The sequence below is a fragment of the Mycobacterium sp. E3251 genome, from assembly GCF_001666835.1.
Taxonomy (GTDB): domain Bacteria; phylum Actinomycetota; class Actinomycetes; order Mycobacteriales; family Mycobacteriaceae; genus Mycobacterium.
Genome location: NZ_LZJF01000003.1, coordinates 12,942 through 35,552, shown reverse-complemented (window position 1 = coordinate 35,552; position 22,611 = coordinate 12,942). Strand labels below are relative to the sequence as shown.

Annotated in this window: 21 protein-coding genes; 4 read left to right on the top strand and 17 right to left on the bottom strand. The window is 68.5% G+C overall.

From position 1 onward, the window contains the following. Positions 1-440: 440 nt before the first annotated feature. Complete coding sequence (locus tag A5697_RS00175) at positions 441-800, top strand: SHOCT domain-containing protein (RefSeq protein WP_067945409.1); 360 nt, start codon at positions 441-443, stop codon at positions 798-800. Here the strand turns inward: A5697_RS00175 and A5697_RS00170 are convergent. The 4 genes from A5697_RS00170 to A5697_RS00155 form a co-directional block, all read right to left on the bottom strand. Continuing rightward, positions 777-1,301: a hypothetical protein gene (locus A5697_RS00170; RefSeq protein ID WP_067945407.1), complete on the bottom strand. Its 525-nt coding sequence runs from the start codon at positions 1,299-1,301 to the stop codon at positions 777-779. The genes A5697_RS00175 and A5697_RS00170 overlap by 24 nt on opposite strands. Next, the gene (locus A5697_RS00165) at positions 1,294-2,661 is read right to left on the bottom strand and encodes a molybdopterin-dependent oxidoreductase (RefSeq protein WP_231971925.1); all 1,368 of its coding nucleotides are present in this window, start codon (positions 2,659-2,661) and stop codon (positions 1,294-1,296) included. Before A5697_RS00165 ends, A5697_RS00170 begins: the two co-directional genes overlap by 8 nt. A gap of 84 nt (positions 2,662-2,745) precedes the next feature. Then, positions 2,746-4,152: an acyl-CoA desaturase gene (locus A5697_RS00160; protein ID WP_068006918.1), complete on the bottom strand. Its 1,407-nt coding sequence runs from the start codon at positions 4,150-4,152 to the stop codon at positions 2,746-2,748. Positions 4,153-4,168: 16 nt separating this feature from the next. After that, positions 4,169-5,266, bottom strand: a complete 1,098-nt coding sequence (locus A5697_RS00155; protein ID WP_068006915.1) for a ferredoxin reductase — start codon at positions 5,264-5,266, stop codon at positions 4,169-4,171. Positions 5,267-5,522: 256 nt separating this feature from the next. On the opposite strand from A5697_RS00155, the gene A5697_RS00150 reads away from it, so the two are divergent. Continuing rightward, a complete protein-coding gene (locus A5697_RS00150; protein WP_231971924.1) occupies positions 5,523-6,398 on the top strand; it encodes a DMT family transporter in 876 nt (291 codons plus the stop codon). Here the strand turns inward: A5697_RS00150 and fadD1 are convergent. From fadD1 to A5697_RS00105, 9 genes are read right to left on the bottom strand one after another with little or no spacing between them, the layout of a single operon-like run. Beyond that, positions 6,374-7,963, bottom strand: coding sequence for a fatty-acid--CoA ligase FadD1 (fadD1, locus tag A5697_RS00145; protein ID WP_067945399.1), 1,590 nt, complete (start codon positions 7,961-7,963; stop codon positions 6,374-6,376). The two genes, A5697_RS00150 and fadD1, sit on opposite strands and share 25 nt — an antisense overlap. After that, entirely contained in the window at positions 7,960-9,552 is a 1,593-nt protein-coding gene (locus tag A5697_RS00140; protein ID WP_067945397.1) for an NAD(P)/FAD-dependent oxidoreductase, read from the bottom strand. The genes fadD1 and A5697_RS00140 overlap by 4 nt, the downstream gene beginning before the upstream one ends. Further along, on the bottom strand, positions 9,549-10,505 hold the full coding sequence (locus tag A5697_RS00135) for an alpha/beta hydrolase (protein WP_067945395.1): 957 nt from the start codon (positions 10,503-10,505) through the stop codon (positions 9,549-9,551). The genes A5697_RS00140 and A5697_RS00135 overlap by 4 nt, the downstream gene beginning before the upstream one ends. A gap of 30 nt (positions 10,506-10,535) precedes the next feature. Then, positions 10,536-10,937, bottom strand: coding sequence for a Zn-ribbon domain-containing OB-fold protein (locus tag A5697_RS00130; protein WP_068006906.1), 402 nt, complete (start codon positions 10,935-10,937; stop codon positions 10,536-10,538). 2 nt (positions 10,938-10,939) lie between these two features. After that, positions 10,940-12,142: a thiolase family protein gene (locus A5697_RS00125; protein WP_067945391.1), complete on the bottom strand. Its 1,203-nt coding sequence runs from the start codon at positions 12,140-12,142 to the stop codon at positions 10,940-10,942. Then, positions 12,139-12,594, bottom strand: a complete 456-nt coding sequence (locus tag A5697_RS00120; protein WP_068006904.1) for a MaoC family dehydratase — start codon at positions 12,592-12,594, stop codon at positions 12,139-12,141. Before A5697_RS00120 ends, A5697_RS00125 begins: the two co-directional genes overlap by 4 nt. A 7-nt stretch (positions 12,595-12,601) precedes the next feature. Further along, positions 12,602-13,102: a MaoC family dehydratase N-terminal domain-containing protein gene (locus tag A5697_RS00115; RefSeq protein ID WP_068006902.1), complete on the bottom strand. Its 501-nt coding sequence runs from the start codon at positions 13,100-13,102 to the stop codon at positions 12,602-12,604. Next, on the bottom strand, positions 13,099-14,217 hold the full coding sequence (locus A5697_RS00110; RefSeq protein ID WP_067945385.1) for an acyl-CoA dehydrogenase family protein: 1,119 nt from the start codon (positions 14,215-14,217) through the stop codon (positions 13,099-13,101). The genes A5697_RS00115 and A5697_RS00110 overlap by 4 nt, the downstream gene beginning before the upstream one ends. Before the next feature lie 3 nt (positions 14,218-14,220). Beyond that, positions 14,221-15,399 carry an acyl-CoA dehydrogenase family protein gene (locus tag A5697_RS00105; protein WP_067945383.1) on the bottom strand — a complete coding sequence of 393 codons (1,179 nt, stop codon included), beginning with the start codon at positions 15,397-15,399 and terminating at the stop codon, positions 14,221-14,223. Between the two features lie 252 nt (positions 15,400-15,651). On the opposite strand from A5697_RS00105, the gene A5697_RS27930 reads away from it, so the two are divergent. Next, positions 15,652-15,816, top strand: a complete 165-nt coding sequence (locus A5697_RS27930) for a hypothetical protein (RefSeq protein WP_197500864.1) — start codon at positions 15,652-15,654, stop codon at positions 15,814-15,816. Between the two features lie 22 nt (positions 15,817-15,838). Here A5697_RS27930 and A5697_RS00100 read toward each other — a convergent pair whose 3' ends face one another. Together A5697_RS00100 and A5697_RS00095 are read right to left on the bottom strand one after the other, a co-directional pair. After that, positions 15,839-18,508, bottom strand: a complete 2,670-nt coding sequence (locus A5697_RS00100) for an FHA domain-containing protein (RefSeq protein ID WP_197500863.1) — start codon at positions 18,506-18,508, stop codon at positions 15,839-15,841. A 378-nt stretch (positions 18,509-18,886) separates the two neighbouring features. After that, entirely contained in the window at positions 18,887-19,927 is a 1,041-nt protein-coding gene (locus tag A5697_RS00095; protein ID WP_067949305.1) for an alpha/beta hydrolase, read from the bottom strand. A gap of 195 nt (positions 19,928-20,122) precedes the next feature. Between A5697_RS00095 and A5697_RS00090 the strand changes: the two genes are divergently transcribed. Then, positions 20,123-20,968 carry an SDR family NAD(P)-dependent oxidoreductase gene (locus A5697_RS00090; RefSeq protein ID WP_067949307.1) on the top strand — a complete coding sequence of 282 codons (846 nt, stop codon included), beginning with the start codon at positions 20,123-20,125 and terminating at the stop codon, positions 20,966-20,968. A gap of 15 nt (positions 20,969-20,983) precedes the next feature. On the opposite strand, the gene A5697_RS00085 is transcribed toward A5697_RS00090, so the two are convergent. Together A5697_RS00085 and A5697_RS00080 are read right to left on the bottom strand one after the other, a co-directional pair. Continuing rightward, positions 20,984-21,505 carry an isoprenylcysteine carboxyl methyltransferase family protein gene (locus tag A5697_RS00085; protein ID WP_067949309.1) on the bottom strand — a complete coding sequence of 174 codons (522 nt, stop codon included), beginning with the start codon at positions 21,503-21,505 and terminating at the stop codon, positions 20,984-20,986. Next, entirely contained in the window at positions 21,499-22,605 is a 1,107-nt protein-coding gene (locus tag A5697_RS00080; RefSeq protein WP_082953166.1) for a type III polyketide synthase, read from the bottom strand. Before A5697_RS00080 ends, A5697_RS00085 begins: the two co-directional genes overlap by 7 nt. Between the last annotated feature and the right edge of the window lie 6 nt (positions 22,606-22,611).

The window sequence follows — 22,611 nt, the reverse complement described above, 5'->3', positions numbered from 1 at the left end:
GGGCGGGGCATGCTGTGGATCGCCCGCTACGGCCGGCGGACGTGGGTGTGGGGGCGATTGGCAGTGTTGAACACATCCGCAGTTGAGGCCGATGAAGCAGGGCGAGCTGGGCAGCCCGAGCGCACCAACGGTTCTTGTCATCGCCATCGCCGGGGTGACGCCGAATGGCGTGAAGACAAGCGCGGCCAGGCAGGCGCACAACGCCGTCGCCGTCCCGGTCCGCTTGTTTTTCATGCTTACCAGAGTAGTTAGTCGCCCCGCAACCCGCAGAACACGCGCGGGTTTCAAAGAACACTCCAAGAAGTCACCAAGAATCCTTCAAGCGTGGCCGTGGACGGTGAACGCGCTGAGCTCCCTTGGGATCGGTAGCAACCGGCCCGGGTTGCACTTGCCACACCACCGCTGCGCCCCGCAGCGACCGACACGGAGGTTCATGGCGGATGAAAAGCAAGGCCGTGGTGCTGCTGGCCGGCGGGATGCTTGCGCTGGTCCTGCTGACGCGTTATTTCGCGCTGAGCCGGGCCGGCGTGCCGTTGGGGTGGATGCTCTACCTCGGCCTGCCCATCACCGGCGCCGGCGTGCTGTTCGCCCTGCGGCTCATTGACCTGAGCTCGGGATGGACCGCCAAGGGCGGCTCGATGCCGCATACCGGCGGCATCCACGCTCACCCGGTCCCGCTCCCACGGCCCGAGCCGCCGCTCTACGACCGCCTCAAACAACTCGAGGACCTGCATGCCAGGGGCGCCATCACCGACACCGAATACAGCGCCCAGCGCCTACAGATCATCGCCAACATGTAGGTCGGGTGCCGCCCCGGTGCGTCTGGGCGCAGTCACCACGCGGACCGCGTAGATCGCGGCGCTGGCCCCGAACATCGCGGCGGTCAGCAGGAGCCAGCGGCCAAGAAAGGGATCCTGCGTCTGGCCGGTCGCGGCCGAATACGTGGCGGCACCCTGCTTGATGATGCCGGGCAGGAAGACCAGCAGCGTCAGGCCGGCGCCCAGCGCGGGCACCCGGATGTGATTGATGACGGGCACACCCCGCGGTGCGAGCCGGACGACGGACCGCGACAGCAGCCGGTCAAACAATGCGTAGATCGGAAACAACACCAGGTCGTGGGCGACGATGGCCGCCGCGAACCACACGATGATCGACTGCCACCACACCTGGGGGTTCCACAGCGCGACCGGTTTGATGGTGGCCACGACATACGCCAACAGCGCGAGCCCGGCGATCAAGGTCAGCAGATGCCACGGGCGAGAGCCATAGAGCCGTACGAAAGCCGCTCGGGCGCTACGCATTTGCGGCCGACCGGAAGGCTATCGACTCCACCCATTTGGTGTTGTGCACCCCAGGCAGCGCCGGCACGATGATCCGCGCCGGGAAGCCGTGGTCCGGCGACAGGTCGGCGCCGTTGACACGCAAAGCCAGCAGCGCATCGGGGTGCAGCACCTGGCTCCCCTGCAAGGTCGCGCTGCCGAATGCGCCGAAGCGCTCCAGCGACGAGACATGCGCCGACTCCGGCGCGGGAACGCCGGCGAGCCGGGCCAGGTCCGCCAGCCGCACCCCTGTCCAGGTCTGGGTGGTGGACCAGCCTTCCACGCAGGCGATCGGCAGCGTGGCGGTGTGCTGCGGCAAGGCCAGGAGGGCGGAGCGATCGAGCACGACGGCGTGGGATCCTCCACTCAGCGTGAGCCGCCAGCGTTCGCCGGTGTTTTCGGAGGAAATGCCGGCCACCGCCGCGGTCCGGTTGACCTCGAAGTCGGATGGTCCGTCGCCGCGGCTGCGCCCGCGCGGAAGCAGCAGGGCCGCGGGACGCGCGTGGCCACCGAGCGTCTGCCCCGCGGTGATGACCGCCATGAACACCGCGCCACCGCCCACCAGCGCGAGGGCACCGCGGCGGCTCATCGTCGCGGGCTCCGGGTCCGCGGCGACCAGCCCGTCCGGCTCCCACGGTTGCGCGCGAGTCTCGGCGCGCCCGGTGCGCAGCACCTCACGCGCCGAGATCGAGCGCAGGCCGGACCACATGGTCGGGATCTTGATCGCGATATGCACGACGAATCCGGCGATGAACACCCAGGCGCCGAAGTAATGCGCGGTGTAGAAGCTGAAACCGAAGATGTAGTCGTACTGGATGTTCAGCACGCCCGTGACGATCTCGAACAGGACGCCGCCGACCAGCATCAGCAACGAAAGCCGTTCCAGCAGTTGGGCTATCGATCGGGCGGGCGGCCACGCGAACAGTCGCGGGATCACCGACCACAGCTTGGCCAGCACCACCGGGATCAGGACCAGCCCGAGCCCGACGTGCAACCCCTGGGTCAGCCGGTACAACCATGACGGGTTGGTGGGCCAATCGAACGTCGGCAGCTTGAGCCAACCGACGTCACCCGGGATGGCTTGGCCGAACCGAGGTCCGTAGGCGATGTAGGAGAGCAGGCCGGTGATGATGACGATCGGCAGCGTGACCAGCAGCACCGAACCGAACACGGAGGTCAGCCACGGACCCCGAAGCGGGCTGCGCCACCGTTGTGCCTGCCTGACACCAGGCGGCGGGTGCTCGTCCAGCGACCTCCACAGCCGCGCGGGAAATCCGAAACCGGCGGAATCGGTCGCCGGCTCGGTCTCTTCGCTGTCGGACCCGCGGATGCCCTGCACCATCGATGATCATCCACGATCGGCCGACGGAACTGGTTCATATCGCGGATCAGCGCCGAGCGCGGGCCCTACACCCGGCGCCGCGCGTCAGTCCTTGCCGCGGGGTGGCGGCTGCACCTCGACGCCGCTGGAGTCGTGTTCGGGGCCCGCGGCCGGGTGTTCGGCCGGGACACGGTCGCGGAACCGGGTGCCTTCGCTGGGCCGCTCGGGGTCGGGCCGGTGCACGTTGCCGTGGTACGGGCCCGGCTTCGGCCGGGGCTTACCGCCCGGGAAGGCGAGCCGGAATATGCTGCGGTGCACCATTGCCCACTGCTTGCCGAACCGGCCGGAGTTGTACGGCAACTCGTAGCGCTCGCAGATCTCCTTGACCTGCGGGGCGATCTCCGAGTACCGACTGCTCGGCATGTCCGGGTAGAGGTGGTGCTCGACCTGATAACCGAGATTGCCGCTGATGATGTGGAACAGCGGGCTGCCATCGATGTTCGCGGCGCCGAGCAATTGGCGTACATACCAACCGCCGCGGCTTTCGTTCTCGACCTCTTCCTGCGTGAACGTGTACGTCTGATCGGGGAAGTGGCCGCAGAAGATGATCGCGTGCGCCCACACATTGCGGATGACGTTGGCCAGCGCGTCGGCGGTCAGGGTGCGCAGGTAGGTGCTTTCGACGCCGGGCGCGACTTTGTCGAGGAACTTCGCCGCGGCGCCGACGCGGCGGCCGCTGGACACCCTGCGGAGCCGCTTGGCGACGCGGGATTGCGCCGGCTGTTCGAGCCGTCCGCGCAGCGCCAGTTGGGTGAGTGCGAAGGCCCCGGCGCTGATGGCCGGCCACCCGAGGTAATCCTTGTAGATCTGGGCACGCGCTTTGACGCCGATGCCTCTGAGGTCCTTGCGCACCTCCGACCACGGCTTCTCGCGTTTGCGTATCGCGTCGATGTCCATGTCGTGGACGGCGACGCCCCACTCGAACAGCAGCGTCAGCAGCAGGTTGTAGATCGGTTGGCCCAGGTACCGCGGGGCCCACTTCTGGTTGGGGTCGATGCGCATGATCTCGTAGCCGAGATCCTTGTCCTTGCCTAGGATGTTCGTGAAGGTGTGGTGGATGTAGTTGTGGGAGTGCTTCCACGACTCGGCGGTCGACGCCGTGTCCCAGTCCCACACCGAGGAGTGGATGTCGGGATCGTTCATCCAATCCCACTGCCCGTGCATCACGTTGTGACCGATCTCCATGTTCTCCAAGATCTTGGCCATGGAGAGACAGGCGGTGCCCAGCAACCACGCGGTCTTCGAGCGTGAAGCCAGCAACAGCACCCGGCCGGCCACGACGATCTGACGTTGTGCCGAGATGACGTTCTTGATGTAACGCCGGTCGCGGTCGCCGAGATCGGCGAACACGTCGTCGTGGATCGCGTCGAATTCCTTCGCGAGCTTTTCGAGTTCTTGTTCCCCCAGTCGGGACAGCGGGCTCTCCCCGGCCTTCTGCACGGCAGTTGTCACGAGCCGCTCCTTTCGATCAGAGTTCGAGTTCGACGTCGCCCTCGGCGGTATTGATGCAGATCCGGACGTCCTGTTCGGTCGGTTCGATCACGTCGCCCGAGCGCAGGTCGCGCAGCTTGCCCGACTTCAGCGTGCCGACGCAGGTGTGGCAGATGCCGATCCGGCAACCGAACGCGAGGTTGAGGCCGGCCTTCTCCCCCGCCTCGAGAATCGATGTGCCGCCGTCACATTCGACTTCCTTGTCGCTGTCGAGGAAGCAGACCGTGCCGCCCTCGCCGGCGTTGGCGTCGCCGCCGATCTTCGGTTGGAACCGCTCGAAGTGCAGGCGTTCGCGATCCCCGTTCTCTTCCCAGTGCTCGATCAGGGCGTCGAGCATCTCGCCGGGACCCGAACAGAACGCCTCGCGCTCGCGCCAGTCGGGGCACAGGTCGTCGAGGTCCTCGGGGGTCAGTCGCCCCTGTTCGGAGGTGAGGCGCAGGTCCAGCCGCATCCCGTCGTGGCGGCCGGCGAGCTCTTCGAGCGCCTCGAGGAACATGGTCTGCTCACGAGTGCGCGCGGAGTGAATGACCACCACGTCGCCCATCTCGTTGCGGCTATCGAGGCTGCGCAGCATGCTGATGATCGGCGTGATGCCGCTGCCGGCGCTGATGAACAGCATCTTGTCCGGCACGGGCTCCGGCAGCGTGAAAACACCCTCGATCTCGCCGAGCCGCACCAGGTCGCCGGGCTGAATCTTGTGCACCAGATACGGCGACACGGCGCCGCCGTCGACCCGCTTGGGCGTGACACTGATAAGGCCGTCTTTGGGCACGGGATCCGAAGTCAGCGAGTACGCGCGCCAGTGGTAGACACCGTCGATGACCACGCCGAGCCGCACGTACTGACCGGGCTTGTGGCCCGGCCATTCGTATCCCGGGCGGATCAGAACGCTTGCCGCTTCCGAGCCCTGCTGCTCGATGGCTTCGACCTTCCCGCGCAGTTCCTTGGTGGTCCACAGCGGGTTGATCATCTCGAGGTAGTCGTCGGGCTGAAGCGGGCTGAACAAGCGCCGCACCGCCCGCAGGAACAACCGTCGTCCCCGCGGAACCTGGGGCTGGGCGCCTCGTTCAGCCATGCCGTCAGAGTACACAGTTGTACACTCACTTTAAACATCTGCTTCGAATTGCCTTGTAGTGCATTGTTCGACAGACATTCAATGGCCATAGATAGAACGCACGGCTGTTCACTATCACCGATCGCGGGATATCCGGAGCTGACGCCATGCGTACGTGTGACGTGCCCGGACCGCACGCCGCCCAAACATTTGTTCAGAGAATTCTCAGCCAGCCGCTCGGCAGCACCGCTCTTCGCCGACGCCTATTGTTCGAGGTGTGCTGATCGGCTTCCTCCTGGCGTTGGGTTGCTCGGTCTGTTACGGCACCGCATCGGTGTTGCAGGCGGCGGCGACGCGATCGGTGGAAGCCGGCAGCGGCTCGGGCGTCGATACCGTGCTGTTGATGCGCGCCGCCCGGCAGTGGCGATACCTCGTCGGCGTCGGCCTGGACGGCGTCGGCTTCCTCCTGCAAGTGGCGGCGTTGCGCCTGGTGCCGATCTACGTGGTCGCCGCGGCGTTGGCCGCCTCGATCGCCGTCACCGGGATCGCATCCGCCTGGCTGCTGTCGGCGCGGCTGTCTCCGTCCGAATGGACCGCGGTGGGCGTGGTCTGTGCGAGCCTCGTCGTGCTCGCACTCGCGGCCGGGCCCGGGCACTTTCGGCATGCCCCGGCCGGTCTCGGGTGGGCCCTGCTGGGCGTGGTGGCCGCGATATTCATCGCCGGCGCGGTGACGGGCCGGCTGCCGGACCGCCCGCGCGCGCTGTCGCTGGGGCTGGCGGCCGGGACCGGCTTCGGGGTCATTGAGGTCGGCGTGCGGTTGATCGACGTCATCGATCCGACCAAACGCGCCTTCTACACCAATCCGGCGCTCTACGCGGCGGCCGCGGGCGGGGCGGCCGGTTTCCTGCTGCTCACCTCCGCCCTGCACCGCGGGTCCGTGACCACCGCGGTCGCCGGGATGGTCGTCGGCGAAACCATCGCGCCCGCGTTCGTCGGGGCGGTGTGGCTGGGCGACAGCGCGCGCGACGGGCTCGGCTGGCTGGTCATCGCGGGCTTCGCGGTGGCCGTGTCGGCGACTCTCGTGCTGGCGCGGTTCGGGGAAGCGCCGCAGGAGGTTCCCGAATCGGCTCAGGCCGACGAAGCCGTCAGCTGACGGTAGGCCGTCCCCCGCGCCGGGCGCGCCCACAACACGCCACCCTCGGCGCTGATGCCCGCGGCCGCCAGTGCGCGCTTGAGGATCTTGTTCGTCGCCGTCGTCGGCAGCTCGGCGTTGATGCGCACGTACCGCGGCCAGGCCTTGGGCGACAGGTCTGGTTGCGCGGCGAGGAAGCTGGCGAAGGCGTCGGGCTCCAACCGTGCCTCGCCGCGCAGCACCAGCGCGGCCATCACCTGGTCACCCACCCGTTCGTCGGGCACCGCGTAGACCGCGACCTGGCTCACCTCCGGCAGGCGTTCCAGTATCCGCTCGATCGGCCCCGACGCGAGGTTCTCGCCGTCCACCCGCATCCAATCGGCGGTGCGGCCGGCCAGGTAGATCCAGCCCTCGGCGTCGCGGTAGGCCAGGTCGCCCGACCAGTACATGCCGTGCCGCATCCGCTGAGCGGTGGCGGCCGGGTCGTTGTAGTAGCCGACGAACGGGCCGGCGCCCTGGGTGTTGACGAGCTCGCCGACCGCGTCGTCGAAGTTCGTCAGCGCCCCGTGCTCGTCGAATTCCGCGACCGCGCACTCCCGCAACGTCGTCGGGTTGTAGATGCTTACTCCCGCATACGGTTTGCCGATCGATCCGGGCGGGGTGCCGTCCTCGCGGACGACGATGACCGCGAACTCGCTGGAACCGAAGCTGTCCACCACCCGGCAACCGAAACGCCTTGCGAATTCGGCGATGTCGCGGTCCGTCGCCTCGTTGCCGAACGCCACGCGCAGCGTGTTGTCGGCATCGTCCGGCCGCTCTGGGGTGGACAGGATCAACGCGAGGGGCTTGCCGACGTAGTTGAGGTAGGTCACGCGGTGGCGGCGCACGTCGTCGAGAAAGCGTGACGGCGAGAACCGGGCCGGGACCATGGTGGCGCCCGCACCGATCGCGACCGCCCACCCGGCGGCGATGCCGTTGGAGTGAAAGAGCGGCATCGACAGGTAGCAGACGTCGTCGGCGGTTATGTCGTACTGGAAGATCAGGCTGGCACCGCACATGACCGCCATCGCGTGCGCGAGCCGGACGACCTTCGGATCACCACTGGTCCCCGAGGTGAAGATCATCATGAAGGTGTCCCCGCCGGTGACCTCGCGGTGCGGAACCAGGGGCGGCGCGACGGCCACCAGTTCGGCGTAGCGCCGGCCCGTCACGTCCAGCACCTGAATCCCGTTGAGGTCCAGGCCATCCAGCAGTTCGCGGTGTTCCGGGTCGATGAGTAACAGTTGGCAGTCGGAGCGCCGGATGTCGGCGAGCAGCCCGGCCCCGCGCCGCGTGGTGTTGATCCCGCACAGCACATAGCCGCCCAGCGCGGCGGCGGCCATGGCGCGCAGCATCGCCGGGGAATTGGGCAGCAGGGCACCGACGTGCAGTGGACGCGCCGGGTCGGCGATCCCGATCAGCGCGGCGGCCTCCGCCTCGGCCTCGGCGAGGTGGTCGCGCCACGTCCAGGTGCGCTCGCCGGCGGCGACGGCCGGGGTGTCGTCGTCGCGACGTTGCCGCAGCAGCTGCTGAACGGTCTCGATCATCGCGTGGTCAGCACCAGCCCGGCGTAGTGGCGACGCGCCACATCTTCGCAGTGGCGCCGGTAGGTGCCGAACCCACCGGCGTACGGCATGAAAATCCGTTTCTTGCCTTCGATATTGGCGCCCAGGTACCACGACGATGCCGCTTTCGGGAAGAGCGTCCCCTCGGCCGCCTGCGCGACATGGTCGGTCCAGGCCTCGGCGGCGTCGCGGCGCGGCTCCACCTCCGTCACGCCGAGGCGGCGGGCCGTCAGCACCAGGCCGATGACCCAGTCGACCTGCACCTCGGCGTGCAGCACCATGTTGGCGAGCACCGAGGGGCTGCCAGGGCCGCTGATGGTGAACAGGTTCGGCAGGCCGGGCACCATGAGGCCGAGGAACGTCAGGGGTCCGTCGGCCCAGACGTCGCGCAGTCGGACCCCCGTGGGCCCCGCCGGGTCGATGCGGGTCAGCGCGCCGGTCAGCGCGTCGAAGCCGGTGGCGAAGATCAGCACATCGCAGGGATAGGTCGCCGCGCTGGTGCGCACGCCGTCGGCGGTGATCGCCTCGATGGGCTCGCGGCGCAGGTTCACCAGCGTGACGTTGTCGCGGTTGAACGCGGCGTAGTAGCCCCCGTCGGTGCAGATTCGCTTCGTCCCGATCGGGTGGTCGACGGGGATGAGGTCGGTAGCCACGACGGGGTCCGCGACGATTTCGCGGATGCGCTCCTCGGCGAACTCCCGGGCGATGTGGTTCGCGGCGAGGTCGGAATTCTGATCGGGAAACGTCTTCGCGAACAGCACGCCGCCCTCGCGCCAGCGGCGCCACAGCGCCTCGGCGCGTTCCTGCGGTTCGGTGTCGACCGCGTTCTTGTGGTACGTGCCGTGCGGGGTGCCCGAGGCCGCGTAGGCCGAGGCGCGGCGGCGCTCGGGATATTCCTCCCTGATCCGTTGCTGCTCCTGCGGAGTCCAGGGGCGGTTGGGCATCGGGATGCTGTAGTTCGCGGACCGCTGGAATACCACCAGCCGATCCGCCTGCGCGGCGACGATCGGGACCGCTTGAATACCAGAGGATCCCGTGCCGATCAGGCCCACCCGCTTGCCACGCAGGTCTGGGTCGTCGCGCGGCCACGCGGCGGTGAAGTACACCTCGCCCGCGAAATCGTCGACGCCGGGGATGTCGGGGCGGTTGACGGCCGACAGACAGCCCGTCGCGCAAATGAGGAATTGGGCGGTGTAGGTCTGTCCGTCCCGGGCGCGGACCCGCCACTGGCCTTCCTCGAATGCGGCGCCGACGACGTCGACGCCGAATCGGTAGTGGCGACGCAGATCGAACCGGTCCGCGACGTGTCGCAGGTAGGCGAGGATCTCCGGTTGGGCGGCGAAGCGTTCGGTCCACGTCCAGCTCTGTTGCAGGTCCTCGTCGAACGAGTAGGAATAGTCGACACTTTCGACGTCGCACCGGGCGCCCGGGTACCGGTTCCAGTACCAGGTGCCGCCCACGTCGGGCGCCGCCTCCAGGCCGATCACCGACAGGCCCGCCGACGCGGCCCGGTGCACGGCGTAGAGCCCGGCGAACCCCGCGCCGATGACCACCATGTCGGCTTGCGTCATGTCGACTCGCAGAGCGTGGGCTGGAGTAACTCCCGCAGGTCGGCGCAGATCAGGTCGCGCGCGGAGGCCGCCGGCGGGAAAGACGGGATGGTCAGGAAGCCGTGGAACAGGTCCGGGAAGTCGCGGTGCACCACGCGCACCCCCGCATCGCGCAACCGGCGCGCGTAGCCGCAACCTTCGCTGTGTAACGGATCGAGGCCCGCGGTGACGATCACCGCGGGCGGCAGGTCGGCATGCGACTCCGCGCGGGCCGGCGCCACCAGGTGCGGCTCGCCCAAAAGCGTTTGGGCGCCGAGGTATTGGCCCCAATACCACTGCATGGCGGCGCTGGTGAGGAAGTAGCCGGTGGCGCAGCGTCGATAGCTGTCGGTGTCAAAAGACGGATCGATGACCGGATAGATCAAGAGCTGCGCGGCCGGCCCGGCGACGGCACGTTCACGGCACAGGATGGCGGTTACCGCGGCGAGGTTGCCGCCGGCGCTGTCACCGGCGATGGCGGTCCGCGCCGGGTCGATGCCGAGCTCGGCCGCGTGGTCGACCACCCAGCAGAACGCCGCGAAGGCGTCCAGCGCGGCCGCGGGGGCCGGGTGTTCGGGCGCGAGGCGGTAGCCGACCGACACGACGACGGCCTGGGCGCCGCGGGCCAGTGCCCGGCAGAAGCCATCGTGGGACTCGATGTCGCACAAGACGAATCCACCGCCGTGGCAGAACACGACCGCGGCGCGGTCGTCCTGCGGCCCGCCGTGCGGGTAGTAGACCCGCGCGGGGATGGTGCCGGCGGGGCCCGGGATCGCCCGGTCCTCGGTGCGGTGGACGTCGTCGAGGTTGCCGACGGGCTGACGTCGCTGGGCGACCGCGGAGCGGGCCTGTTCGGCGGTCATCGTCTCGACGGGCGGGAATCCCGCGTCCAACTCACGCAGCATCGCCTGGACGCCGTCAAACGGATCGTCCATCTACACCTCCCGAGCTCCTCGTTGAGTCGGTCACGCCGGCCGGTACTTCAATAGGGTGATCCCGTCTTCGGGCAGATCGTAGAACACCGGCTCGACCCGCATGCCGATCTGGACATCGGCAGGGTCGACCTCCACCAGCTCGGTGCTGAACTTCGGTCCCGCGTCCCACCGCACGACGGCGAGCAGCTGCGGTAGCGAATCGGCCCAGGGCGGTCCGGTGGGCCTGCGCGCGACCGTGAACGTGTACAGCGTTCCGGCGCCGTCGATTTCGCGCCATTCCAGGTCGTCGGCCAATGTTCCCGGCGCAAGGGTGCGCGGGTAGAACACGTAGCGCCCCAGCGAGGGTGAGTACTGCACCAGGATGCGGTGCTGGGCCAGGGCGTCCCAGAACGGCCGCGACACCGGCGTCGGCTCGGGAACGGGGATGCTCATCGCTAGTCCCCCCGCATCAGCAGGGCGACCTGCTCGCTCATGATGCCGCCGTTGCCGGTGACGAAAGCGGTGTGGCAGTCGCACACCTGCGCATCGCCGGCCCGGCCCATCACCTGCCGGGCACCGTCGACGACGTGGTGCATGCCGCCGGCCATGCCGGCCTGGCCGAACGACAGTTGGCCGCCGGCGGTGTTGAGCGGAAAGTCGCCGCGGTAGGTCAGGTCGTGGCCGGCGATCCAGGACATCCCTTCGCCCTTGGCGCAGAAGCCGGCGTCCTCGAGGCTCATCAGCACGGTGATGGTGTAGCAGTCGTAGATCGACGCCATGTCCACCTCGGACCGGTTCAGGCCGGCCATCGCGAACGCCCGGTCGGCGGCGCGGGAGATCGGGGTGCGCAGCAAGTCCTCGGCATAGGTCGGGGTCTTGAAGGCGATGTGTTCGCCGAAGCCCTTGATCCACACCGGGCGGTGGCGGCCGCGCCGGGCGATGTCGGCGTTGGCGATGAGCACGCCCGCTCCCCCGTGCACCCGCATCACGGTTTCCAGCATGTGGATGGGGTCGGCGATCATCGGGCTGGCGAGAACGTCGTCGACCGTGATCGGGGTCCCGTGGAAGACGGCACCCGGGTGGGCGCACGCGTTGGTGCGCTGGTCGACGGCGATCTTGGCCACCGCGGCAGGGTCGTAACCGAACTCGGCCGCATAGCGCTGGGCGATCTGCGCATACGGCGCGTTCTGGCCGACGTTGCCGTACGGGATCTCGAATTCCGCTTGCGGCGATCCGTAGTTGTTCGATGACGCGCCATACCAGTTTGGTGTGGGTGGTGGCCGCTTTAATGATTGCGGCTGCGAAGCCGATCCGGGAACCACGGCAAGGGCCGCGTCGCAGATGCCGAGCTCCACGGCGGCCGCGGCCCGCCAGATCATGCCCGCCGCCGTGGCTCCGCCCAGGTCGACGCGCTCACCGAAATCGAGTGGCAGGCCGAGGTATTCGCACAGGGTGGCGGGCGCGAACATCGCCGACTCGGCGATGCCGTGGGTCAGCAGGCCGTTGACGCACGCGGCGTCCACGCCGGCGTCCTCGATCACCAATTTGGCCAGCAGCGCGTACTGGTCGAGGGTGAACAGCGGCGGGCCGGTGGGCCGCCGCTGCGCCGGCAACTCGGCGATGCCGACGATCGCGGCCTCGCCCCGCAGACCGGTCACTGATCGGCTCCCCGAGGCGTGCCGCGGCGTGGTAGTTCGACCGTCGCCGTGCCCGGCATCAGCACCGTCGCCTCGCGGCGGCCGGCGATGTCGAGGTCCACCAACCCGGCGCCTTCGTCGGAGAGGCGTTTGGCGGTGACCGTGCCGCCGAAGCTCAGGGGCTGGCCGGGATGGGCGACCGCGCGGTTCTGGACGGAGAAGGACACCAGCCGGCCACGCCCGCCGATCCAGTCCCCGATCGCCCGGCCGAGTAGCGCGGCCTGCAGCGGACCATGGACCAGCACGTCGTCGTAGCCTTCGACCGTGCGCGCCCAGTCCTTGTCGTAATGGATGCGGTGGCCGTTGTAGGTGGCGGCGCTGAAGAAGAACAGCTGCGTCTCGTCGACGGTCACGGTGAGTTCGGGCATCGCGTCACCCACCTCGACGTCCTCATAGAAAACTTGGCCGGCCATGAAGCTCCTAGGGACGCGCGATCATCGAAGTCGACGCTTCGGCGAGCAGGTCTCGATGCTGGTTGCGGTACACCGTCTGCCAGGTGACCAACACGAATCTGCCGGAGCGGCCCTGCTTTTCGACGATGGACTCGATGCTGCGCACCATTTCGACGTCGTCGCGGTGGTAGGCGGGCAGGTGGAAGGTGAAGCTTTCGCCACCGGCCATCCGCTTGGGGGCGCGGGGGAACGCGAGGCTGCCCGAGACCGCGCCCGAGGAGCCGTCGGGCCGCAGCGCCTCGAGATGCGCGACGCCGAGCACGGCGTACTGCAGAAAAAGCGGAGGGCAGATGATGTCGCGAAAGCCGTTGGCCCTGGCGTACTCCGGGTCGAACCACAAGGGGTTGTGGTCGCCGACCGCCGCCGCCCAGCGTTGCCAGTCGCGCCGATTGACCTCCCCCGTCGCGGTGGCGGCAACGGTGCCGACGCGCGACGCCGATTCGGCGTCGATCAAGCTGTCCTCACTCACCGGCTCTCTCCTGATTCCAAGGTCTCCTCCAGCCACGATGCGGCGACGTCCGCCCCGCCGCCCCACGTCGAGCCAAACCGGGCCCGCTCGGTCCACAGGTGCAGGTCGGTTTCGGTGACATACCCCATGCCGCCGTGCAATTGGTGCGCGTCCAACGTGATCAGCCGGGCCGCGGTGGCGGCGTGCATGCGCGCGATCGCGGTCTCCCGCGTCCCCGTGCGGCCGCGCCCGATCCAGAAGACGGCCGCATGCGCGGCCAACCGCGCCGCCGCCAGCGCGATGTGCATGTCGGCGACCAAGTGCTGGGCGGCCTGGAAAGAGGCGATGGGCCGGCCGAATTGGTGGCGCAGGGTCGTGTAGTCGACGGTGCGGTCGATGACCGCCTGCCCGACTCCCACCAGGTCCAGCGATCCCAATGCCACCGCCGCATTGGCCACCCGGCGCAGTTCCAATTCGGACACCTCACAGAGCTGCGCCTCGGCCGCGACCATGACGTCGTCGAAGCGCACGGCGAACGCCCGGCTCCCGCCGGCCACGGCGAGCGGTTCCACGGCCACCCCCGTCGCGTGGGCATCGACGACGAAGACACACGTACGGTCTTGCGCCGCAGCCGAAATCACGATCACGTCGGCGACGTCGGCGTCGGCGACGTAGTCCACGGTGCCGTTCAACCGCCATTGCCCCGACACGGGGTCGGCGCGCAGCGGCGCCGACACCACGGCGGCGTCGCGGGCGCTCCAGAGCGCCGTGGCCCCGCGGATGGTGCCGCGCCCCAGGGGCGGCAGCCAGGTGTCCTTGGCTTTCGGGGAGCCGAGCTGGTCCACCGCGAGCGCCGCTTGAATGCTGCTGTAAACCGTCGTCGGGCACAGCGCGCGACCGGCCTCGGTGTAGAAGACGGCGAGATCGTCGAGCGAGCCGCCCGAGCCGCCGTATTCCTCGGCGATGGCCAGCCCGAGGACGCCCGCGTCGGTCAGTGCCTTCCACAGCGCCGGGGTGTGGCGGTCCGCGTCCGGGTCGTTCAGCGCGCGTACCGACGACACGGGGCTCTCGGCCGCCAGCAGGGCGCGCAAGGAGGAGGCGAACTCGCGCTGTTCGGCGGTGGGTATCGCTTTCATGCGTCAGCGCCCATAGCTGGGCATCTTGTGCCCGCGCTGGGCGATGACGTCGCGGAGCACCTCGTTGGTGCCGCCGCCGAACCGCATCAGCGGCGCGGCCCGGTAGAGCCGCTCGAACTTGCCGCCCAGCGGGGACCCTTGGCTGCGGTGCGCCAACAAACCGTCCGGGCCAAGCAAATCGAGCGCGAGCAACGCGATGCGCTGGCGCAGTTCACTGGTGAAGACTTTCTCGACACTGACCTCCACCGAAGGGATGACGCCGCTGTCGAGCATGGACGCGGCCTCGTAACCCATCAGCGTGGCCACCGCCACGTCGGCCTCGGCCTCCGCGAGCCGGCGCCGCAGCGACGGGCTGTCGGCGGGCACCGTGCCGTCGCGACGCGGCGTTCGCGCCAGCTCACGCAGCTCCTCGACGGCGCGGCGCAGGTCGCCGGCGTTGGTCAGCGCCCCGCGTTCCAGGTCGAGCGCGCCGGTGATGTACGTCCAGCCGCGGTTGACCTCGCCCACCAGGTTGGTGACCGGCACCCGGACGTCGCGGAAGTGCACCTCGTTGGTGCGGTACCCCGACCACGCGTAGAGGGGGCGGATAGTCACGCCGGGGCTGTCGATTCCGACGATGATGACCGAGATGCCGCGGTGCCGAACGCCGTTGGGGTCGGTACGCACGCAGAGCCACTCGTGGGTGGCGCGCTGCGCGCCGCTGTTCCAGGTCTTCGTGCCGTTGATGACCCAGTCGTCGCCGTCGCGCACCGCGCTGGTGCGCAGGCTGGCCAGGTCGGTGCCGGCGTCGGGCTCGGAATAGCCCACGGCGCAGATCATTTCGCCCTTGGCGATCAGCGGCAGCCATTCGGACTTGTTCCGTTCGGTGCCGTGCCGCATGATCATCGGCGCGACGGACGTGACCGTCAGGTCGGGCCCGGGCACGCCCCAGTACTCGAACTCGCTCATCAGCAGATGCAGGTGGATGGCGCTCAGGCCAAGTCCGCCGTACTCGGCCGGCCAGTTCAGACCGAACCAGCCCTTCTCCCCGATCCTGCGGCGGAACCGCGCGACCTCGCCGTCGGGGAACTCCAGGTCGTGCTCGGCGAGTTCGGCCCGCAGCTCCGCGGTGACGTTGGCCTGGAGGAACTCGCGGACCTCGGCGAGCCAGGCGCGCTGCCCGCCGTCGAGTTCGAAATCCATTCCGGCGCCTGTGCCTTTCTGGGAAGCCTTTCCACCAAGCAGCGCCAGCGTAACTCCACGGCGAGATCGCGCCGGGGGTTTCGCGATCGGCGCGAGGCGCGATCGGGACGCTCCGGCTGTAAAGACGCTGTCAAACTCCCGTTAATTCGCGTCGTCGCCCTCGCAGATATGCGGAGGGGCTGCCAAGCTTTTTACATCGGCCGGTCGACGCTGACCAGGCACTCTGCCCAGCCGCAGCCTGAGGGAGAAGTCATGCCCACTGTTGAAACCCGCCTCCGCGAAGACATGCGCAACTATGCCGTCGAATTGCGGCAACTGGCGTACACCCTGCCGCTGGGTGTTGGCGAGCATGCGCTCCTGGAATTGTCCGACCGCATGCGGACCGCAGCGGAGCAGGTGATCCGCAAGGGAGCCTGATCGGGCCTCAGCCGGCGGAGCCTCAGCCGCCCTTGAGCCGGATCTTCCAGCGAACGAAGCTCAGATAGAACACGCTGATGACCACCAGCATGGCGATGTCGAACCACCATGCACCCGGCGTGTGCCGCCAGTGGGCATCTTTCGGGCTGAGCGGACCGGGCACCAATTTGGTCAGGTCGGCGGTGGAGGCCGACGCCGCGAAACCCCAGCGCGCCGGGGTCGCCCAGGACATCTGATCCAGCCCGAGCCGCCCGGTTACCGGGATCATGCCGCCGGAGAAAACCAGCTGCGACATGACCGCCACCACGAGGAGCGGCATGATCTGTTCGTTCGACTTGGCGATGGCCGACAGCGCCAGCCCGAGCATCGCCGAGGCCACGCACGTCAACGCGACGTCGGCGAACAGTTCCAGACCCGGCCGGCCCAGCGCCACCGCCCCCTGGGTCGGACCGCCCTTGCCGAGCAACACGATGATGGTCACGATCGCCGATTGGATGACCGCGAAAATCGTGTAAACGCAGACCTTCGCCATCAGGTAGGCACTGGTCGACAGGCCAACCGCCTGTTCGCGCAGGAAGATCGGGCGTTCGCCGATCAGGTCGCGAATGGTGAGCGCGGTCCCCATGAACACCGCGCCGACGTTGAGCAGCACCAGGATCTGGCCGGGCTCGTTGGGGGCCGCCCCCATCGGATTGGGGATGCCGAACCCGACGGTGCCGGGCACCGACATGGACAGCGAGCCCATGATGAACGGCAGCACGGCCAGGAAGACGAAGTAGCCGCGGTCGGAGAAGATCAGCCGGACCTGCCGCCTGGCGATCGTGGAGAACTGCCGGAACAGGCTGGTGTGCGACGGGTCGCCGAGATCGGCGGGCTGCTGCGCAGGGGGCGGTGGGGGCTGGGGGCCCGTGCGGGCGAGGTAGCGCGCCTTCGCCCCGTCGGGGTCGCCCGCGACCGTGCTGAAGATGTCGGCCCAATTCGTCGTGCCCATGGCCGACCCGATCTGGCTTGGCGGCCCGCAGAAGGCGGTCTTGCCTCCGGGCGCCAGCAGTAGGACCTGATCGCAGACGTCGAGATAGGTCAGCGAGTGGGTGACCACGAGCACGACACGTCCGGCGTCCGCGAGCTGCCGCAGCATGGTCATCACCTGGCGGTCCAGCGCCGGGTCCAGCCCCGAGGTCGGCTCGTCGAGGATCAGCAGCGACGGTCCGGTCAGCAGCTCGAGGGCGACCGAGGCTCGCTTGCGCTGGCCACCGGAGAGCTTGTCGACCCGAGTGTGCAGGTGCTGGGTCATCTCGAGTTCCTCGAGGACCCGGGCCACCACCTGAGCCCGGTCGTCCTTCGTGGTGTCCGGGGGCAGCCGCAGCTCGGCGGCGTACATCAACGCCTGCTGCACCGTCAGCTGCCCGTGCACCACGTCGTCCTGGGGGACCATGCCGATCCTGCTGCGCAGCGAGGCGTACTCGGCATGCACGTTGTGGCCCTCGAACGCGACCGTGCCCCTGGTCGGGTGCGTGTATCCCGCGACCAGCCTCGCGAACGTCGACTTGCCCGCACCCGAGGGGCCGATGACGGCCGTGAGCGTTCCGGGCTGCGCGCCCAGCGAGATGTCGTCCAGCAGCGTCTTGTTGTTCTCGATCGTCCAGCTCACGCCGCGCACGTCCAGACCCCCCGTGGGCGTGGCGGTCGCGCTCTCGTCGCGGCGGGCCAGCGTTCCGCCGGCGAAGACCAGGTCGATGTTGCCGATCGTGACGACGTCGCCGTCGCGAAGCACCGCCGAGTCGACCCGTGCGCCGTTGACGAAGGTGCCGTTGATGCTGCGGTTGTCGTGGATCTCGGTGCCGTGCGGCGTCGGGATCAGGGTGGCGTGGTGGCGGGACGCCAGAACTTCGGGAATGACGATGTCGTTGTCGTTCGCCCGGCCGATCTTGATCGCACCCGGCGTCGACTCCACCGCGGCTTTGCCGGGACGCAGGATCTTCATCATCGATGTCGCAAGGTTCGACGCATCCGCGCCGACGCGGCCGGTCTCCGGCCCCGCCGGGGGCTGGGCGTGGGCCGGGGGGACGTTCACCGGCGACGAGCGGTAAATGTGCGGGGCCTGTTGCGGTCCGCTGGGTGGTGCCGCGGGGTGGCCACCGGTCGGGTATCGGGGCTGCGGGGCGGACGGATAGCTCGGCATGGAACCGCTCGGCGGGTGGACCTGCTGCGGTCCGCTGGGCTGGTGCGTGGGCTGGCGGAAAGAGGCGGACGGCGACTGCTGGGGCTGGCCGGGCCAGTGCGCACCGGGCGGCTGGGTCTGGGACGCCCGGGGGTTCGCCACGCTGGCCGGGTTGACGATCGGTATCGACGTCGTCAGCGGGGGCCGCCCGGCCGAGCCCTGGTGGCGGCCGACCTCGAAGGTCAGCGCCGGACCGTCCGGATTGCCGATGTTGACACGCGTGCCGTCCTGGATGTCGACCATGGGCACGCGGTGATGGTTGACGAACAACCCGTTCAGGCTGCCGTTGTCGACGGCGATCCATCGGCCCTGGTCGAATCGGACGATCAGGTGGGTGCGGGAGATCAGGGGATGTGCCACGCGTACGTCGGCCCGAAGGTCACGCCCGATCGCAACATCGTTGCCTGCGGCGAACGTGCGCTCGGATCCCTCGTACCGCACGGTCAACACGGGCGGGGCTGGTCGGCTCATCAGGACCAACTGTATCGGCAGCCGCAAGAATCAGGACGCCGAATTTTGGCCGGGCCCCGGCACCAGCCACGACGCGACGTGTCGGCCTTCGTTTTCGCCCGGTGGGCGGCGGGTGACGCCGCGCCCAATCGCGAGAGCGACGATGGTATTCGGGTTGATGTTCCCGTCGCCGATGCCGCGGAGCAGCTGCGCGCCACGGCCGACGTTCCGCCCGCCGACGGTCCCTGGAGTCGCGTGCCGCTCGAGACGCCCTCGCCCGACTCCGAGGAGCAGCGCGAGACGCTGCTGATGGAGCCCGGCCCGAGGGCGCCGACAAGCAGGTGGGCGTGGCGCGCCATCGCCGAATCGGCCTGTGCCGCAGTTGATTTCGGGATTCTGCTAACCCGCCGCGGCGGTGGCCGTGTACAGGTTACGCCGCCACGGCTCCCGCACTGCGGTGACGTCCTTGATGAAATCCCCGATGTAGCGGATGGCCCGTCGCCCCTCGGGCAGGATGTCCGCCGCTAGCGGGAAATCGTGGATCTGTCCATCCCATAGGTGCAGATCGCACGGGATTCCGCTGGCTTCCAAGCGCTTTGCCATGACTTCGGCATCCGGCAGGAGCAGCTCGTCCGAGCTGGCGTGGATGGTCACCGGCGGCAACGACGAGAGATCGGCGTCGACCGGTGAGGCGACGGTGGAATCGCCGCGCCCCTCCAAAAGCTGCGCCTGGCTCAGGTATTGAGCGAACATCGACAAAGCCCCGCGGGTGAACATCGAACATTTACGCGCGTTGCGGTGCTTCAACTTTCGCACCGGGTCGGCGTCGGTGAACGGTGAGATCGTCGCGATCCCCGCCGGTCTCATCAGCTCACTGCTGATGGCCAGCAGCGTGGTCATGAACGCGAGATACCCCCCGGCGGAATCGCCGGCAACCACTACCTGGTCACCGTCGAAGCCGCGATCCTGCAGCCAGCGCAGACCGCTCATTCCATCGTCGATCGCATCGGTTATCTGATGCGTGGGCAGCTTTCGGTATCCGACCGTCAGCACCGCGGCGTCCGCGGCTTTCGAAAGACGCGTAACCACGGAGCGATGCGTGTTTAGTCCGCAGGTCAGGAACGCACCGCCATGCAGATAGAGGATCGCCCGATCGGTCGACGCGCCGGGTGCGCAAACCCACTCGGCGGCACAGTTTTCCAGCCGGACCGGTTCGATGTCCGCCGAGATGCCAAGACGCGGCGCCAATCCCGCCAGCCCGTCCACGTATTCGAACGGCCAGTGCAGGTTCGGCGTGAATGCCCACGCGCGCACGGTGTTCTTCACGATCAGCCGGCTGGCCAGCGAGACCGCAACCGACTGCGGACTGTGGCGATGGTGGACTCGCCTCTTCATTGCGCGACTTGGTAATACGCGACGTGGATCGGCGGTGCTAACCATGCAATCCCTCCTAAGTGGGGAGGGAGTACCCCTCCACGGCCCGGGAAAACTGCGGGTGAAGGGGGCGCGAATGTTGGGTACATCACGGTTTATCGGCGCGGCTGGATGGGTATAGGACAGACTTTCCGGCGGCTTGCCGCCCCTGGCCTGGTCGATTTCCGGCCGATATCCGCCCCGTCCGCCAAGATATGAGTGATGAGCGACGAAACGCGCGCTGAGCCGCTGCTCGGCGGCCGGGTGGCGGTGGTGACGGGCGGTGGCGGCGGCATCGGCGCGGCCACCGCGCGGGTGTTCGCTCGGCATGGCGCACACGTGGTCATCGTCGACATCGACGGCGAACTTGCCGCGGGCGCCGTCGACGACATCGCGGCCTCGGGTGGATCGGCCGTGGCGGTGGTCACCGACGTCCGTGATGCGGACGCGGTCGACGACCTGGCGCGATCGGTGTTGGACCGCTATGGCCGGGTGGACGTTCTGGTCAACAACGTTGGCCACTGGCTGCGCCATCCGGGAGATTTCGTCGACACCGACGCCCAGTTCTGGGACGAGCTGTACCGGATCAACCTGCACCACGTCTTCCTGGTCACCCACGCGTTCCTGCCGTCGATGGTGGCCCGGCGGGCCGGCGCGATCGTCAACGTTTCCTCCGTCGAGGGCCTGCGCGGCTACCCGGAGGATCCGGTCTATGCCGCTTTCAAGGCCGCCGTCATCCAGTTCACCCGCAGCCTTGCGGTTCAGGTGGGCCGGCACGGGGTGCGGGTCAACGCGATCGCTCCTGACGTCACCGAATCCCTCCAGGTGCCCTACTCCCGGTGGCTGTCGGCCGACGAGCAGACCCGGTGGCCGCAGTGGGTCCCGGTCGGCCGGATGGGTGTGCCCGAGGATCAGGCGCACGCCATCCTGTTTCTGGCTTCCGACCTGTCGGCCTTCGTCACCGGCCACACCATTCCGACCGACGGCGGTACCGGCGCGGCGGGCGGTTGGTTCCGCTCGTCGCGCCGGCCCGACCGCGAGTGGACGAATCGCCCCATCGCGCCCTGATATCGCGGGCGGTCCTCAGACCAGGCCCAGCGCGGCGTTCTCCGCCCGGATGCGCACCCTCAGCACGAGCGCGTTCGCGATGGTGAACGCGATTGCGGTCAGCCACGCCGAGTGAACCAGCGGCAGCGCCGCCACCTCCGCCGTCACGGCCGTGTAGTTGGGGTGGCGAACCCACCGATAGAGCCCGTCGCGAACCAGCGGAGCATCCGGGATCACGATGAGCCTTGGGTTCCAACGCCTGCCGAGGACGCTCACGCAGCGCCACCGCACCACTGTGCTGACAACTACGACCGCGAGCATGGGCCAGCCCAGCCACGCAATGAACGGCCGGTGGAGCGCCCAGGTTTCCACGACGCACGAAACCAGCAGCAGCGCATGCATGCTGACCATCGCCGGGTAGTGGTCCCGGCCGAACTCCTTGCCCCCGTGCGCGAGTGACCATTGGGTGTTTCGCTGCGATACCGCCAGCTCGACCAGGCGTTCGCCGCCGATCGCCAGAATCAACAGGTAGTAGTACACGGCCTCGCCCCTCACCATTGCAGCAGCAGCAGCTCGAAGCTGAAACCGGGACCCATCGCCAGCATGACCCCGAAGCTTCCTTCGGCCGGCGGCTCCGCGACCGTTCGGCGCAGCACGTCGAGCACGGATGCCGAGGAGATGTTGCCGTTGTCGCGCATGGAGTTTCGGCTGTGAATCAACGCCTCCGGCGGTAGCTCCAGCGCGTCCTCGATCGAGTCGAGGACTTTCGGACCGCCGGGATGACACACCCAGGCCGAGATGTCCGCGAGCGACAAGCCGTGGTCGGAAAGGAAACCGTCGACCTCTTCCCGTAAGTAGGTGTCGGCCATCTTCGGCACGTCGCGCGACATCACCAGTTGGAACCCGCTCGATCCCACGTTCCAACCCATGACGTCAACCGTCTCCGGAACCACGGCACTGCGGGTCCCGAGGACGCGCGGGGCTCGGCGGCCGTTGTGGCCCGCGGGAATCCGGTCGGCGCCCGTGGCGACCACGGCGGCGGCGCCGTCGCCGAACAACGACACACCGATGAGGGCGGGAATCGAGGTGTCGTCGCGCTGCAGCGTGAGGGAACACAACTCAACCGACAGGAGCACGGCCACGTGCCCGGGGTAGCCACGCAGATAGTCGTGCACGCGCGCCATCCCGGCGGCCCCGGCAACACAACCGAGGCCGAACAGCGGGACCCGTTTGATGTTGGGCCGCAGACCGATTCGGGTCATCAGTCGCGCGTCGATGGTGGGCACCGCGATGCCGGTGCTGGAAACCATCACGATGGTGTCCACCTCGTGCGGTTCGATGTCCGCCTCGGCCAACGCCGAACGAATCGCCCGTTCACCGAGGTCGACGGCGACCTCGAGATAGGCGTCGTTCGCTTCGGTGAAGCCACTCAGTCGTGGGTAACGCGAGAGCGGCAGCGCGAGGCTGCGGTGATCGACCCCCGTCGTCTGCGCGAAGCGCATAAACCGCGGGTCGGTGAATTCGGTTAGCTCGCGGGCGACTTCGTCCTGGTTGTAACGGTGCGAGGTGAAGGCCACCGCGGCGCCGGCGATGTGCGGCGCGCCGTGCCCACGCTGGACGGCCCGCGACGGGGATGTGAGATGCGATGTTGCAGTCATGCCTAT

Excerpts from the sequence above, each read along its gene's own strand:
- A5697_RS00175 (WP_067945409.1), top strand. The coding sequence starts at position 441 with ATGAAAAGCAAGGCCGTGGTGCTGCTGGCCGGCGGGATGCTTGCGCTG.
- A5697_RS00170 (WP_067945407.1), bottom strand. The coding sequence starts at position 1,301 with ATGCGTAGCGCCCGAGCGGCTTTCGTACGGCTCTATGGCTCTCGCCCG.
- A5697_RS00165 (WP_231971925.1), bottom strand. The coding sequence starts at position 2,661 with ATGGTGCAGGGCATCCGCGGGTCCGACAGCGAAGAGACCGAGCCGGCG.
- A5697_RS00155 (WP_068006915.1), bottom strand. The coding sequence starts at position 5,266 with ATGGCTGAACGAGGCGCCCAGCCCCAGGTTCCGCGGGGACGACGGTTG.
- fadD1 (WP_067945399.1), bottom strand. The coding sequence starts at position 7,963 with ATGATCGAGACCGTTCAGCAGCTGCTGCGGCAACGTCGCGACGACGAC.
- A5697_RS00140 (WP_067945397.1), bottom strand. The coding sequence starts at position 9,552 with ATGACGCAAGCCGACATGGTGGTCATCGGCGCGGGGTTCGCCGGGCTC.
- A5697_RS00135 (WP_067945395.1), bottom strand. The coding sequence starts at position 10,505 with ATGGACGATCCGTTTGACGGCGTCCAGGCGATGCTGCGTGAGTTGGAC.
- A5697_RS00130 (WP_068006906.1), bottom strand. The coding sequence starts at position 10,937 with ATGAGCATCCCCGTTCCCGAGCCGACGCCGGTGTCGCGGCCGTTCTGG.
- A5697_RS00120 (WP_068006904.1), bottom strand. The coding sequence starts at position 12,594 with ATGGCCGGCCAAGTTTTCTATGAGGACGTCGAGGTGGGTGACGCGATG.
- A5697_RS00110 (WP_067945385.1), bottom strand. The coding sequence starts at position 14,217 with ATGAAAGCGATACCCACCGCCGAACAGCGCGAGTTCGCCTCCTCCTTG.
- A5697_RS00105 (WP_067945383.1), bottom strand. The coding sequence starts at position 15,399 with ATGGATTTCGAACTCGACGGCGGGCAGCGCGCCTGGCTCGCCGAGGTC.
- A5697_RS27930 (WP_197500864.1), top strand. The coding sequence starts at position 15,652 with ATGCCCACTGTTGAAACCCGCCTCCGCGAAGACATGCGCAACTATGCC.
- A5697_RS00100 (WP_197500863.1), bottom strand. The coding sequence starts at position 18,508 with ATGAGCCGACCAGCCCCGCCCGTGTTGACCGTGCGGTACGAGGGATCC.
- A5697_RS00095 (WP_067949305.1), bottom strand. The coding sequence starts at position 19,927 with ATGGTTAGCACCGCCGATCCACGTCGCGTATTACCAAGTCGCGCAATG.
- A5697_RS00090 (WP_067949307.1), top strand. The coding sequence starts at position 20,123 with ATGAGCGACGAAACGCGCGCTGAGCCGCTGCTCGGCGGCCGGGTGGCG.
- A5697_RS00085 (WP_067949309.1), bottom strand. The coding sequence starts at position 21,505 with ATGGTGAGGGGCGAGGCCGTGTACTACTACCTGTTGATTCTGGCGATC.
- A5697_RS00080 (WP_082953166.1), bottom strand. The coding sequence starts at position 22,605 with ATGACTGCAACATCGCATCTCACATCCCCGTCGCGGGCCGTCCAGCGT.